This window comes from Rhodanobacter sp. UC4451_H18 (genome assembly GCF_052978225.1).
Window position 1 is genome coordinate 2,056,304 of sequence record NZ_CM129663.1, and the last position, 14,222, is coordinate 2,070,525.

At 69.7% G+C, this 14,222-nt stretch carries 11 protein-coding genes; 4 read left to right on the forward strand and 7 right to left on the reverse strand.

Annotated elements, in window-relative coordinates:
- Positions 1-95: 95 nt before the first annotated feature.
- The 7 genes from ACVCMG_RS09400 to ACVCMG_RS09430 form a co-directional block, all read right to left on the reverse strand.
- Positions 96-968 (reverse strand): YbaY family lipoprotein, encoded by an 873-nt coding sequence (locus tag ACVCMG_RS09400; RefSeq protein ID WP_447097525.1) that lies wholly within the window; start codon positions 966-968, stop codon positions 96-98.
- Positions 969-1,140: 172 nt separating this feature from the next.
- Entirely contained in the window at positions 1,141-2,424 is a 1,284-nt protein-coding gene (gene purD, locus ACVCMG_RS09405) for a phosphoribosylamine--glycine ligase (protein WP_447097526.1), read from the reverse strand.
- Positions 2,425-2,491: 67 nt separating this feature from the next.
- The gene (locus tag ACVCMG_RS09410) at positions 2,492-3,865 is read right to left on the reverse strand and encodes an AMP-binding protein (RefSeq protein ID WP_447113954.1); all 1,374 of its coding nucleotides are present in this window, start codon (positions 3,863-3,865) and stop codon (positions 2,492-2,494) included.
- Positions 3,866-3,962: 97 nt separating this feature from the next.
- Entirely contained in the window at positions 3,963-4,535 is a 573-nt protein-coding gene (locus ACVCMG_RS09415) for an L-threonylcarbamoyladenylate synthase (RefSeq protein WP_447105359.1), read from the reverse strand.
- Positions 4,535-7,033 carry a DNA topoisomerase I gene (locus ACVCMG_RS09420; protein ID WP_447113955.1) on the reverse strand — a complete coding sequence of 833 codons (2,499 nt, stop codon included), beginning with the start codon at positions 7,031-7,033 and terminating at the stop codon, positions 4,535-4,537. The genes ACVCMG_RS09415 and ACVCMG_RS09420 overlap by 1 nt, the downstream gene beginning before the upstream one ends.
- Before the next feature lie 82 nt (positions 7,034-7,115).
- The gene (dprA, locus tag ACVCMG_RS09425; protein WP_447113956.1) at positions 7,116-8,261 is read right to left on the reverse strand and encodes a DNA-processing protein DprA; all 1,146 of its coding nucleotides are present in this window, start codon (positions 8,259-8,261) and stop codon (positions 7,116-7,118) included.
- An 86-nt stretch (positions 8,262-8,347) separates the two neighbouring features.
- Positions 8,348-9,469 (reverse strand): LysM peptidoglycan-binding domain-containing protein, encoded by a 1,122-nt coding sequence (locus tag ACVCMG_RS09430; RefSeq protein WP_447113957.1) that lies wholly within the window; start codon positions 9,467-9,469, stop codon positions 8,348-8,350.
- Positions 9,470-9,657: 188 nt separating this feature from the next.
- Between ACVCMG_RS09430 and def the strand changes: the two genes are divergently transcribed.
- The 4 genes from def to ACVCMG_RS09450 all read left to right on the forward strand — a co-directional run bounded on the left by def (position 9,658) and on the right by ACVCMG_RS09450 (position 14,211).
- On the forward strand, positions 9,658-10,167 hold the full coding sequence (def, locus tag ACVCMG_RS09435; protein WP_447105356.1) for a peptide deformylase: 510 nt from the start codon (positions 9,658-9,660) through the stop codon (positions 10,165-10,167).
- 11 nt (positions 10,168-10,178) lie between these two features.
- Positions 10,179-11,105, forward strand: coding sequence for a methionyl-tRNA formyltransferase (fmt, locus tag ACVCMG_RS09440; protein ID WP_447107175.1), 927 nt, complete (start codon positions 10,179-10,181; stop codon positions 11,103-11,105).
- On the forward strand, positions 11,102-12,403 hold the full coding sequence (gene rsmB / locus ACVCMG_RS09445) for a 16S rRNA (cytosine(967)-C(5))-methyltransferase RsmB (protein WP_447113958.1): 1,302 nt from the start codon (positions 11,102-11,104) through the stop codon (positions 12,401-12,403). Before fmt ends, rsmB begins: the two co-directional genes overlap by 4 nt.
- A gap of 98 nt (positions 12,404-12,501) precedes the next feature.
- Complete coding sequence (locus ACVCMG_RS09450; protein ID WP_447113959.1) at positions 12,502-14,211, forward strand: ArnT family glycosyltransferase; 1,710 nt, start codon at positions 12,502-12,504, stop codon at positions 14,209-14,211.
- The last annotated feature ends 11 nt before the right edge of the window (positions 14,212-14,222 follow it).

Here is a 14,222-nt window from a genome sequence, read left to right on the forward strand (position 1 = left end):
CCGGGCCGGGTCACATCCATGAAAAAGCCGCCCGCTGATGCGGGCGGCTTTTTCTTTGCGAGCTTCCCGCTCGACGCGGGAGAGTCTGCAGCGACTTACTTGTTCTTGCCGTTGGTGGCGAGGCCGAGGATGGTCATCGCCTCCTGCTTGAGCTTCGCCGCCTCGGCCGGGTCCAGCGGCTGCACGTCGCTGCCGACCTGGTGCTGCTTCAGCACCAGCGTGCCGTCATCGCTCCAGCCGGCACGGTCGATCGAGGAGGGCTTGCCGTCGCGGCTGGCCATGTGCTGCTGCACGATCGCCCACGGCTTGCCGTCCTTGTAGGCATAGTCGGTGCTGGTGAAGCCGTCCTTGGTGTACTCGACCAGCTCGCGGATGAACTGGATCTGGCCGTCCTGGCGGAACAGCTGCCAGCCGCGCGAGGCGTCCTTCTCCAGCTTGGTGCCGTGGTTGACCTTCATCGCACCGAGCTGCTTCTGCACATCGTCGAACGCGGCCAGCAATTTTTCCCCGGGGGTCTGCTCGGCGACCAGCTGGATCGACACCGCGTCGTTCTGGCTGCCCTTGGCCAGCACCGGCGCCTGGATCGGCATCACGTACTGGCGCTCGCCGTCGGTCAGGATCGCCTGCACCACGTACAGGTCGTTCGGCTTGACGTCGGCGGGGTTGAAGGTGAGCTTGAACGGCTGCGGAAAGCTGCCGGCCGGCGAGGTCTTGGTGGCCAGCGGCGCGGAGCCGACCGCGGTGGAGGAGACATCGACCAGGTTCAGCACCAGCGTCGCCTTGTCCGAAGGCTGCGGCGTACCTGCGCGCAGGGAGATCGTGCCGCTGACTTCGCTGGGGATCGATACCTTGGCCGCACTTTCGGCGTTGGCGGGACCGCCGTTTGCGGCCTGATCCGACGACGAACCTTGGCAGCCGGCGAGGGCCAGCGCAGCAACCGATACCAGCGACAAAACCGTCTTGCGCATGCCAGAAACCTCTTTATGCGTGAAATCGACACGTGGTCGCGCGGGCCTGGTGGCGCCACGACTCTACGCGGGGGAGCCTGCAAGCATATCGCAAAAAAGCAGGCGCGGAAAAGTCAATCCCCGCCTGCCCGCCGTGCGCGCGCGTACGCTGCATGCCGGCGCTGCAGCGCTTTCAGCGTCGATGCAAGGCGCGATGGGCGATGTCGCGGCGGTGAAACGCACCCTCCCAGCGCAGCCTGCCGACCGCCGCATAGGCGCGCTCGCGCGCCGCGGCAAGATCGCTGCCCAGCGCACACACGCAGAGCACGCGCCCGCCCGACGTCACCACGCGACCCTGCGCGTCGCGGGCGGTGCCGCCGTGGAACACCTTCACGTCGCCATCGTCGATATCGTCCAGGCCCGCGATCGAATCGCCCGTGCGCACGCGTCCGGGGTAACCGGCGGCGGCCATCACCACGCCAATGGAGGGGCGGCTGTCCCAGCGCGCGCGGGTCTGCGCCAGATGGCCGTCCAGCGCGGCGTCGATCAGCTCGACCAGATCGGACTTCAGCCGCAACAAGATCGGTTGGGTTTCCGGGTCGCCGAAGCGCACGTTGAACTCGATCACCTTCGGCGCGCCGGACTTGTCGATCATCAGGCCGGCGTAGAGGAAGCCGATGAAAGGCGCGCCCTCGGCCGCCATGCCGCGCAGGGTCGGCTCGATCACTTCCTTCAGGATGCGCTGCTCGACTTCCGGCGTGACCACCGGCGCCGGCGAGTACGCGCCCATGCCGCCGGTGTTCGGACCGAGGTCGCCCTCGTCGCGGCGCTTGTGGTCCTGGCTGGAGGCCATCGGCAACGCGTGGCTGCCGTCGCTCATCACGATGTAGCTGGCCTCCTCGCCGTCGAGGAATTCCTCGATCACCACCCGCGCCGAGGCGTCGCCGAACGCGTGCGCGCCGAGCATGTCGTGCAGCGCCAGTTCCGCATCGGCCAGGGTCAGCGCCACCACCACGCCCTTGCCGGCAGCGAGGCCGTCGGCCTTGATCACGATCGGCGCGCCCTGCCGGCGTACGTAGGCCAGCGCGGGATTGAGTTCGGTGAACACCGCGTAGTGCGCGGTGGGGATGTTGTGCCGCTGCAGGAAATCCTTGGCGAACGCCTTGGAACCTTCCAGCTGCGCGGCGATCGCGCGCGGGCCGAAGATGCGCAGGCCGGCGGCGCGGAACTTGTCGACCACGCCGGCCACCAGCGGCACCTCGGGGCCGACCACGGTCAGCCCGACCTTCTCGCGTTTCGCCAACTGCAGCAGGCCATCGAGGTCGTTCATCGCGACCTCGGCGTTGCGCACGCCCGGTTCGCGCGCGGTACCGGCGTTGCCGGGGGCCACGATCACCTCGTCGACCTGCACGGACTGCCCGAGCTTCCACGCCAGCGCGTGCTCGCGTCCGCCGCTGCCGATGACCAGAACCTTCATTGCTGCACTCCCGCTCGCCACCCGGCGCAGTCGCCCATTGTAGCGGCAGCGATCCGCCGCCCGGGCGTCAGCCTGGCGGTTGCAGCAGCGCCAGCAGCGCCGCGCGCGGCAGCTTGCCGGTTTCGTTGCGCGGCAAGGCGGCCACCCGCTTCAGCGGGCGTGGCAGGAACAGCGGATCGATCGCGCGACGCAGCGCGTCGAGGATGGCGTGCTCGTCCAGTTCCGGCGCCACCACCAGCGCGGCGATGCGGTGCACGCCGAGCGCGTCGCCGTCACCGTGCTGGAACACCACGCCGTCGCGCACGCCGGGAATCGCCAGCAGGCGGCGGGTGAGGTCGGCCAGCGAGGCGCGCTTGCCGGCGATCTCCAGCATGTCGGCATGCCGTCCGCACAGGCGGAAACGGCGGCCGTCGCGCGACAGGCTGACCAGGTCGGCCAGGCTGACCGGCGCGCCGAGCTGCGGCGCCTCGACCGCGGTGCCATCGGGTTGCGGGTGCAAGGTCACGTCGTCGTACAGCAGCCAGTCTTCGTCCACGGTGGGGCGGCGGCTGGCGAACACGCAGGTTTCGGTGGAGCCGAACACTTCCAGCAGCGGCGCGGCGAAGCGCTGCTCGGCGGCGCGCGCCAGCCCGACCGGCAACGGCGCGGTGGCCGATACCATCGCCGCGACCGCCGGCAGCTCGATGCCCGAATCGATCAGCGCGCGCAGATGCACCGGAGTGGTCACCAGCACCCGCGGTGCCGGCACCGCGGCCAACGCGGCGGCCACGTCGGCGGGAAAGAACGGGCGGCCGGTGTGCACGCCGACATTGCCCAGCAGCGGCAACAGCACCGACATCTCCATGCCGTACATGTGCTGCGGCGGTACCGTGGCGACCAGCTCGAAGCGCTCGCCGACAATGGCATGCAGCCGCGCCAGGTTGCCCGCGTTGCTGGCGTGGAAACTGCCCCAGGTCTTCGGGTTCGGCATCGGCGTGCCGGTGGAGCCGGAGGTGTAGCCGATCGCCACCACCCGGTCGGCCGGCAAGGTCGGCCAGGGCGCCTCGACGTGCGCCGGTCGCGGCGCGTCGAACGACGGCAGTTGCTGATAACCGGGCGGCGCCGGGTCGAGCCGCTGATCTCCCAGCGCGTGGCACCCGGGGTGAGCCTTCATCACCTCGTCCACCGCCTGCGGCGCACGCGAGGACGGCAGCAGGTTGGCCTGGCCGCGCAACGCCACCGCGCAGAACGCGACCAGGAAGGCGTAGCGGTCCTCGCACAGGTTCACCACCGCCGGTGCGTGCGGCAGCGACGCCGCCACCGCGCGGACCTCGGCGAGGAAGTGTCCGGCGCTGATCGCCTCGCCCTCCCGCCAGGCCACCACGCGCGCCGGGTCCGCAGCCGCCAGCAAGGGCAGCAGCGGTGGAAGCTCGCGCTGGCGCGGGTCGTGGACGGTAACCAAACGGCTGTCTCCGTGGATGCTCAAATGGCGTGCGGCAGCATCGCGCCGCCACGCGGACGGTGGCGTGAATGCCCCGACGTGCGCTCCCCCCGCACGTTCAGGCGCGGATGATAGCGCCCGAAAGGGCGTCGCGAATCACCGTGGGGCTGGATTGGCCACCCAGCGGGGCATCCAGCAGGCCGTCCAGGGCATCGCCGAAATACTCGGCCACGGTCTGCGCGGCGCGGGCCGGCGGCTGCCCGTGCGGGTTGGCGCTGGTCGACACCAGCGCGCCGCCGAAGGCACGGCACAGTAACGCCGTCGGTTCGTGCGCGCTGACCCGCAGCGCGACGCCGGCATGCGCGCCGGCCACCCAGTCGGGCACCCATGCCGAGCGCGGGAAAATCCACGTGTACGGCCCCGGCCAGCTGGCGCGCACCTGCCGCAGCACCGCATCGGGCACCGCCGCGAAGTCGATGCAGGGTTCGACCTGGCTGAAGTCCGCCGCGATCAGCAGCACGCCCTGCGTCGATGGGCGCTGCTTCAGCGCGAACACCCGCTCGAACGCGCCGCGGTCGAACGGATCGCAGCCGAGGCCGAACACCGCCTCGGTCGGATAGGCGAGCACGCCGCCGCCATGCAGCAGTGCAGCAGCGGCATCGACTTCGTCGAGCGTGAAACGCTGCAGCATCAGGCGCCGGCCTTGCCGGCAAGAGACTTCTTCGCCGCGGTCTTCTTCGTGGCGGTTTTCTTCGCCGCGGCTTTTTTCGCGGCCGTCTTTTTCGCCGGCGCCTTCTTCGTCGCGGCCTTCTTCACTGCGGCCTTCTTCGCCGGCGCGGCCTTCTTCGCGGCGGCTTTCCTGGTCGCCGTCTTCTTGCCGAAGCGGCCCTTCTTCACCGGCGCGGCGGCAAGCAGTTCGAGGCACTGTGCCTCGGTCAGCAGCTTCGGTTCCTGCTCCTTCGGGATGCGTGCGTTCTTCTCGCCATCGGTGATGTAGGCGCCGTAGCGGCCGTTGAGCACCTGCACGCCGTTGCCGAAATCGAGAATCATCCGGTTGGCCAGCATCTCCAGCTTGTCGGCCACCAGTTGCAGCGCACGCGGCAGTTCGATCGTGTACGGATCATCCTCGGGCTTGAGCGAGGCGTAGGTGCTGCCCTGCTTCACGAACGGGCCGAAACGGCCGATGCCGACGCTGACCTCGTCGCCGTTGTCCGCCTGGCCGAGCTTGCGCGGCAGCTTGAAGAGCTCCAGCGCCTCGGCCAGGCTGATCGTGTGCATGCTCTGGCCCGGGCGCAGCGAGGCGAACTGCAGTTTCTCGTCGCTGTCCTTGTCGCCGATCGCGGCATACGGCCCGAAGCGGCCCAGCCGCACGAACACCGGCTTGCCGGTCTTCGGATCGCTGCCCAGTTCGCGCGCACCGGTGGCCTCGCTGCGGTCGACCGACTCGGCCTTCTCGTCCACCTGCTGCTTGAACGGCAGCCAGAAGCGCTGCATCAATGGCACCCAGGCTTCCTCGCCGCGACTGACCGCGTCGAGCTCGTCCTCCAGCTTGGCGGTGAAGTCGTAATCGACGTATTGGGTGAAGTGCTGGGTGAGGAACTTGCTCACCGCGCGACCCACGTCGCTGGGCTTGAAGCGGCGGCTGTCGAGGAACACGTATTCGCGGTTCTGCAGTACCTGGATGATGCTGGCGTAGGTCGACGGGCGGCCGATGCCATGTTCTTCCAGCGCCTTGACCAGGCTCGCCTCGGAGTAGCGCGGCGGCGGCTCGGTGAAGTGCTGGTCGGCGACGATCTCGTGCAGCGGCACCGCCTCGCCTTTCGCCAGCCGCGGCAGGCGGCGGCCTTCGTCGTCGTCCTCGGCGGTCTTCTGGTCGCGGCCTTCCTCGTATACGGCGAGGAAGCCGGGATCGACCACGGTGGTGCCGCTGGCGCGGAACGAGGCGTCGCCACCGGGGGCGTCCGGCAACGCGAACTCCACCGTGACGGTGTTCAACGTGGCATGGATCATCTGGCAGGCGACGGTGCGCTTCCAGATCAGCTCGTACAGCTTGCGCTGGTCGTCGTTGAGGAAGGCGGCCACCGATTTCGGCGTGTGCATCGCCGAGGTGGGGCGGATCGCCTCATGCGCTTCCTGCGCATTCTTCGACTTGGTCTTGTATACCTGCGCCGCGTCCGGCAGCGCCTTCGCGCCGAAGTCGCGGGCAATCAGCTGGCGCAGCTCGGCCATCGCGTCGTCGCCGAGCATGGTCGAGTCGGTACGCATGTAGGTGATCAGGCCGACGTTGCCCTCGTCGCCCAGCGCCACGCCTTCGTACAGGCCCTGCGCCACCTTCATCGTGCGGCTGGTGGTGAAGCCGAGCTTGCGCGCGGCCTCCTGCTGCAGGGTGGAGGTGGTGAACGGCGCGGCCGGGCGGCGCTTGCGCTCCTTCGAGGTGACGTCGCTGACCGTGAGCTGGCCGCGTGCGGCCTGCTTCAGCGCCGCACGCGCGGCTTGGGCATCGGCTTCGTTGGTGAGATCGAACTGCTCGAACTTCTTGCCGTTGAGACGCGACAGCCGCGCACTGAAGTCGCCTTCGATGTGCTTGAGCTGCGCTTCCACGGTCCAGTACTCGCGCGCCTTGAACGCCTCGATCTCTTCCTCGCGCTCGACGATCATGCGCAGCGCCGGCGACTGCACGCGGCCGGCGGAAAGCCCGCGCTGCACCTTGCGCCACAGCACCGGCGACAGGTTGAAGCCGACCAGGTAGTCCAGCGCGCGGCGCGCCTGCTGCGCGTCGACCAGGTCGTGCGAGAGCTGGCGCGGCGCGGCCACCGCGGCCTTGATCGCCTTCGGCGTGATCTCGGAGAACACCACCCGGTGCAGCTGCTTGCCCTTGGTCAGGCCGCGCTCCTTCAGGATCTCGCTGATGTGCCAGCTGATCGCCTCGCCTTCGCGATCCAAGTCGGTCGCCAGATAGATGTCGTCAGCCTCCCGAGCCGCCTTGGCGATCGCGTCGACGTGTTTCTGGTTGCGCTCGATCACCTCGTAGGCCATCGCGAAACCGTGCTCGGTGTCGACCGCGCCCTCCTTCGGCTTCAGGTCGCGCACGTGACCGTAGGATGCGAGGACCTGGAAGTCCTTGCCGAGGTATTTGTTGATCGTCTTGGCCTTGGCCGGTGATTCGACGATGAGCAGGTTTTTTGCCATGAAGCGGGATATCCAAAAGTGAACCACCGGCGCTTCCGTGCCGGACATATATATAGTTGAAACCACGCCATGGCTTCGGCTGTCAAGCCCGCAGGGACGTGGGCATGACCTGGTAGGCGTTGCCCGACCGGCGTTCGATGCGCCCGTCCAGTTCCAGCATCAGCAGCATCGAGGACAGTGCCGCGGCCGACAGCTCGGTGCGCTGCACAAGTTCATCCATTGTCGCCGGTTCGTGGCCAAGTGCGGACAACAATCGTCGATAATCGGCGTCCGCCGCGGTCGCCGTCGTGACGGTTCCGACCTCCTCGCCACCCAGCCGAGCGGCCAGTTCGAGGCCCAGTGAACGCGCCGCGGGGGCCAGCAATTCGACGATTTCCGCCGCGCATTCCACCAGTCGCGCGCCATCGCGGATCAGCCGGTGGCAGCCGCTGGCCAGCGGATTGTGGATCGATCCTGGCAGCGCGAACACCTCGCGGCCCTGCTCGGCGGCCAGTCGCGCGGTGATCAGCGAACCCGAACGCAGCCCCGCCTCGACCACCAGCACCCCCAGCGCCAGCCCGGAGATGATCCGGTTGCGGCGGGGGAAATGGTCGGCCCGCGCCGCCGTGCCGGGCGGAAATTCGCTGACCAGCGCGCCGTGTTCGACCAGGCGCCGGGCCAGCGCGTGGTGTTTGCGCGGATACACCCGATCGGGCCCGGTACCGATCACCGCCAGCGTCTTCGCGCCGGCATCCAGTGCGGCGGCGTGTGCCGCGCCGTCGATGCCGTCGGCCATGCCGCTGGTGATCGTGAAACCCGCCTCGGCCAGCGTACGGGCGAACGCCCGCGCGTGCGCCATGCCGCTGGCGCTGGCGGCGCGCGCGCCGACGATGGCCACCTGCGGATGCAGCAGCAGGCTCGCATCGCCCGCCACGAACAGCACCGCCGGCGGCTGCGGGATGTGCTCCAGCTGCGGCGGGAAATCCGCATCCGTGCAACGCAGCAGCCGGTGCCCGGGCTCGGCCAGCCAGGCCAGGTCCTGCGCCAGGCGCGCCTCGTCCGGGTGCTCCAGCCAGGCCAGCGCGGCGGGATCGAGCCCGGCACCGTCACGGCGCAACTGCACCAGCGCGGCATGGATGTCGCCGTCGCCGCGATCCAGCCACTGGCGCAGGCCGCCGGGACCGAGCCCGGGCGTGCGCAGCGCGGTCAGCCAGGCGCGGTGGTCGTCATCAGGGTGCGGATCATGCATGCCCGGGAGTGTACGCAGCGACCGCAGACGAAGACGGCGCGGTGGTGGCCGCGCCGTCGTGTAGGAGGATGCCGTTGCGATGGCCGCTATTCGGGCATGGTCAGCCGGCCGCGGGCGTGTACCGGGCGCAGGCTGTCCATCACCAGGCCGTAGCTGACCCGGTCGAAGGTGCGGAACACCATGACGTGGCCGACGTACTCGTCCGGCAGCTTGACCTTTTCGCCTACGCCGCGGTTCCAGCTGTTGCTGGCCACATCGTCGTGGATGGTCTCGCCGGGCTCGAAGATCGAGAACGTGGTGCCGTTGTCGACGCCGTCGCGGGCACCCACCGAGAGCAGCACCACCTGGCGCGAACCCGCCGCGCGCAGGGCGTCGGCGAAACCGATCACCTTGGCGTCGGCCGGCAGCGACTTCGGCGCATGCGGGTAGTAGTACGCGTCGTACGGATGCTCGTCGATCGGCATGATGCGGTCGCCGCTGCGGATCTCGCGGGTGGAGTCGAGCAGCAGCAGGGTGGCCGGATCACCGGTGCGCAGGGTCTCGGCGGTGCCGATCACCGTCACCTCGACGCCGAGGTCGTCGCCCTTGCCATAGTGGCCGTCGTTGCGCGAATCCTCGCGCCACGGCGCATTGACCATTGCCGCGTTGCTGTCCAGGCCGTGCGCCACCAGGTCGGCATCGGCCGGATCGTTCTGGTCGAAGCCGCGGAACACGTGGCTGGGCCGCACGATCGCCCAGCGCTGGCCCGGCTCGCCCTGCAAGCCGCGCACGTAAAGGTTCTGGCCGACGGCGCCGCGCAGGCGGTTCTCTTCCAAGCCGACCACGTAGGGCGCGGAACTGACTGCGTTGGAATCCAGCACGCGCATGTCCTTCAGGAACATCTTCAGCTGGCTGAGCGGAATCGCCGGCACTGCCTCGCCTTCGCGATGCGCGCTGGGCTCCAGCCGCAGGCTCGGGCCGTTGATGAAGGACAGGTTGAGCACGTCGCCCGGATAGATCAGGTGGGGATTGCGCACCTGCGGGTTGGCCTGCCAGATCTCCGGCCACAACCACGGCTTGGCCAGGAATTTGGCGGAGATGTCCCACAACGTGTCGCCACGGCGAACGGTGTAGCTGTCGGGGTGATTGGCACGCAATTGCGCGCCCGCGGCATAGACGGTCAGGGTGACCAGCATGCCGGCCAGCAACACGATTGTCTTTCTGATCATTGGCGGGAATCCCCCTTCCCCAGATGCTCGGTCGAGTGTAACCGAATGGTTAACCCGCGCAACCGGCGCGGGTTGGCGAAAATCGTCTGCGCTCGCGTGCTTGCCGACGTACAATGATGCACATTCTAGATCGCGTCGGGGTGGGATTTTTACCAAGTCGCCCGCACTTTCGACGCCGAGGTGATGCCATGTCCGTACTTTCCATCCTGGAGTTCCCCGACCCGCGCCTGCGCACCCGCGCCGCGCCGGTCACCGCGTTCGACGCGAAGCTGAAGCAGTTCGTGGCCGACATGTTCGAAACCATGTACGCGGCCAACGGTGTCGGCCTGGCCGCCACCCAGGTCAACGTGCACCAGCGGGTGCTGGTGACCGACATGAGCGAGGGGCGCAACCAGCCGCTGGCGCTGATCAATGCCCAGCTGCTGGAAAAGGATGGCTCGCAGGTCTACCAGGAGGGCTGCCTGTCGTTTCCCGGCTTGTACGCCGACGTCACCCGCGCGCTGAAAGTAAAGGTCAAGGCGCAGGACGTGGACGGCAAGGAGATCGTGGTGGATGCCGAAGGCCCGCTGGCGGTGTGCATCCAGCACGAGATGGACCATCTCGACGGCAAGGTCTTCGTCGATTACCTGTCGCCGCTCAAGCGCAGCCTGCTGCTGAAGCGGCTCGACAAGCAGCGCAAGCAGGCGGCGGGTGCTTGAGTAGCGCCGGCCTGCGGCTGGCCTTTGCCGGCACCCCCGAATTCTCCGTGCCCTGCTTCGAGGCGTGCCGCAACAGCGGCGCGGAGCTGGTGGCCGTCTATACCCAGCCCGACCGCCCGGCCGGCCGCGGCCGCAAGCTGGCGCCCAGCCCGGTCAAGCAGGCCGCACTGGCCGCCGGGGTGACCGTGGAACAGCCCGAGTCGCTGAAATCCGCCGACGTGCAGCAGCGGCTCGCCGATTACCGCCCCGACCTTTTGGTGGTGGTCGCCTATGGCCTGATCCTGCCGCGCAAAGTGCTCTCGATCCCCCGCCTGGGTTGCTGGAACGTGCACGCAAGCGTGCTGCCGCGCTGGCGCGGTGCCGCGCCGATCCAGCGCGCAATCCTCGCCGGCGACGCCGAGAGCGGGGTCGACCTGATGCAGATGGAGGCCGGCCTCGATACCGGTCCGGTGCTGTTGCGGCGGCGCACCCCGATCCGCCGCGACGACACCGGCGGCTCGCTGCACGATCGCCTCGCCGCGCTGGGCGCCGAGCTGCTGGCCGAGGGCCTGCGCCGTACCCTGGCGGGCGAGACGCTGGTCGCCACGCCGCAGCCGACCGACGGCGTGACCTACGCGCACAAGCTGGACAAGGCCGAGGCGAAGCTCGACTTCCGCCGTCCGGCCATCGAGCTGGAACGCCAGGTGCGCGCATTCGACCCGTGGCCGGTAGCCGAGGCGGAGATCGCCGGCGAATCGCTGCGGATCTGGGCCGCGCGCGCCATCGAAGTGGACCACCATGCCGCCCCGGCCAGCGTGCTGGCGGCCGGGCGCGAAGGCATCGACGTCGCCTGCGGCAGCGGCGCCCTGCGCATCACCGCGGTGCAGCGCGCCGGCGGCAAGCGCATCGGCGCGACGGACTACCTCAACGCCCGCCCCGACCTGCGCCCGCGCCCGTGAAAACCGATACCCGCGCCCTCGCCGCCAGGGGTCTGGCCGAGATCGCCCTGCGCGGCGCCTCGCTGCGCGAAGTGATGGAGCGCAACGCGCCGAGGTTGGCCGATCCGCGCGACCGCGCGCTGCTGATGGCCCTGCTCAGCGAAGGCGCGCGCTGGTGGCTGCGCTTCGACCCGGCCATCGACGGCCTGCTGGAGAAATCCCTGCGCCCCAAAGACCCGGCGGTGCATGCGCTGCTGGTGCTGGGGCTGGTGCAACTGGAAATCCTCGAACTGCAGGATTACGCCGCCGTGGCGGCCACCGTGGAGGCGGTGCGTGCGCTGAAGCGCCCGCAGCTCGCCAGCCTGGTCAATGCCGTGCTGCGCCGCTGGCAGCGCGAACGGACCGCGCGGCTGGCCGCGCTCGACGCCAACCCCGCCACGCGCCACGCCCACCCCGCCTGGCTGGCCGCGGCGCTCGAACGCGACTGGCCGCAACAGGCCGCCGCGGTGATGGCGGCCGACAACGGCGAGCCGCCACTGATGCTGCGGGTCAATCGCCGGCGCTGCCAGCGCGACACGCTGATCGGCCAACTGCAGGCTGCCGGTCACGCGGCCAGCGCCCACCCGTGGCTGGCCGACGCGCTGGTGCTGCCGCACAGCACCGACGTCACCCGGCTGCCCGGCTTCGACGCCGGCCACTTCGCAGTGCAGGACGGCGCCGCCCAGGTCGCCGCCGACCTCGCCGAGCTGCGCGACGGCCTGCGCGTGCTGGATGCGTGCGCCGCGCCCGGCGGCAAGGCCTGCCATCTGCTGGAGCGCGCCGAGATCGACCTCACCGCGCTGGAGTTCGAACCCGCGCGCGCCGAACGCATCCGGCAGAACCTGATGCGGCTGCGGCTGGACGCGAAGATCGTGGTCGGCGACGCCGGCGTGCCCGCGCGCTGGTGGAAGGGCCAGCTGTTCGACCGCATCCTGGTCGATGCCCCATGCTCGGCAACCGGCGTGCTGCGCCGGCGACCGGACGTGCGCCTGCACCGGCGCGAAAGCGATATCGCCGCGATGGGCGCGCAGCAACGGCGCATCCTCGCCGCGCTGTGGCCATTGCTGGCGCCGGGCGGGCGGCTGGTCTACATCACCTGCTCGGTGCTGCGCGCGGAGAACGAGGCCGTGGTCGGCACGTGGCTGGCGCAGCAAGCGGATGCCCAGGCCGTGCCGCTCAGCCTGCCGATCGGCCAGGCCGCCGCGGTGGGCTGGCAGATCCTGCCCGGCGACGGCGATCTCGACGGCATGTATTACGCGGTAGTGCACAAGCGCGGCTGAGCACCTCGCGGCCGCGCCGCCACAGGGCGGGGCTGTGCGGGATCGCGCCGGCCGTTTATGCTTGCCTTCCCTGTCCCCGCAGCGGAACTCCCTTCATCGTGAATCCCCCGGTGCCCTTGTCCCGCGCCCGTCCGTTGTGGTTGCGCGATGCCCGTTGGGAGCTGGTCGTGTTCGGCGCGTTCGCCTTGCTGGTGCTCGGTGCCGGGCTGGGGTTGCGCGATCCGTGGCCTTCGGACGAACCGCGCTTCGCGCTGGTCGCGCAATGGATGGTCGAGCACGGCCAGTGGCTGTTCCCGCACCGCGGCCACGAGCTGTACCCGGACAAGCCGCCGGTGTTCATGTGGCTGCAGGCGCTCAGTTACTACCTCACCGGCCACTGGCGCATCGCCTTCCTGCTGCCCTCGCTGCTCGCCGCGCTGGGCGCGCTGGCACTGGTCTACGACCTGGCTCGGCGGCTGTGGGGTCACCGCAGCGCGCTGCTGGCCGCGGCCACGCTGCTGGTCACGATCCACTTCACCTACCAGATGCGCAACGCGCAGATCGACCCGCTGCTGCTGGGCTGGATGACGCTGGCCAACTACGGCCTGCTGCGCCATCTGCTGCTGGGGCCGTGCTGGCGCTGGTTCGCCGTGGGCTGTTTCTTCGCCGGCGTGGGCGTGGCGACCAAGGGCGTGGGCGTGCTGGCCCTGCTGATGCTGGTGCCGTACCTGGTCGCGCGCCGCGGCCACTGGCGGCGCCTCGCCCTGCCCGCCGGCGGCTGGCGCTGGGCCGGCGGGCTGGCGCTGTTCTTCGTGGCGATCCTCGGCTGGCTGCTGCCGATGCTGCTGATCGCCCGTGCCGACGGCGACCCGCAGCACGCCGAGTACGTGCAGAACATCCTGTTCGGGCAGACCGTGCACCGCTACGCCACGCCCACCGGCCATATCCATTCGCCGTTCTACTTCCTCGGCATCATCGTGGTCGACTGGCTGCCGCTGTCGCTGCTGCTGCCGTGGGCGCTGCCAGCGTGGTGGCGCCGGCTGAAACGACGCGATGCGCGTTTCCTGCTGCCGCTGGGCTGGGCCGTGCTGGTGCTGCTGTTTTTCTCGCTCAGCCCCGGCAAGCGCGACGTCTACATCCTGCCGGCGCTGCCGATGGTGGCGCTGGCGCTGGCGCCGCTGCTGCCCGGCCTGCTGCGCCGGCGCGGCGTGCGCATCGCGGTATTCGCGCTGACCGTGCTGCTGGCCGGCACGCTGGCCGCCGCCTCGGCGCTGGCGATCCATCGCCACCCGGCCTGGGCGCTGAAGATCGAACAGAGCCTGGACCCGCGGATCTGGTGGATGCTGCTGGCCATCGGCGTGGCCGGCCTCGCCATCGCCGCGCTGACGCGGGTGCGCCGCGCGCCGCTGGGATGGCTGCTGTTCGCCGGCGTGCTGTGGAGCGTGTATGGGGTGTGGGGCTATCCGCTACTCAACGGCGACCGCTCGGCGCGCGACGTGATGGTCGAGGCGCGCGCCATCGCCGGCCCGCAGGCCACGATCGGCCTGCTCGCATGGAAGGAGCAGAACCTGCTGATGGCGCAGGGCCCGGTGACCGAGTTCGGCTTCCGCAAACCGTGGCCGCAGCAGTACGCCGAGGCGATCGCCTGGCTCGAGGGCGATCCCGCGCAACGCTGGATCTTCAGCCTGGACGAGGCGATGGGCGCTTGCGTGGATCGCGCGCGCGCGATCCATGTCGGCCACGCCAACCGCCGCGAGTGGTGGATGTTCAGGCACGACGCGGTAATACCCGGGTGCATCCCGCGTACCGCAGGCGACGACGACGAATGAACCGCACCACT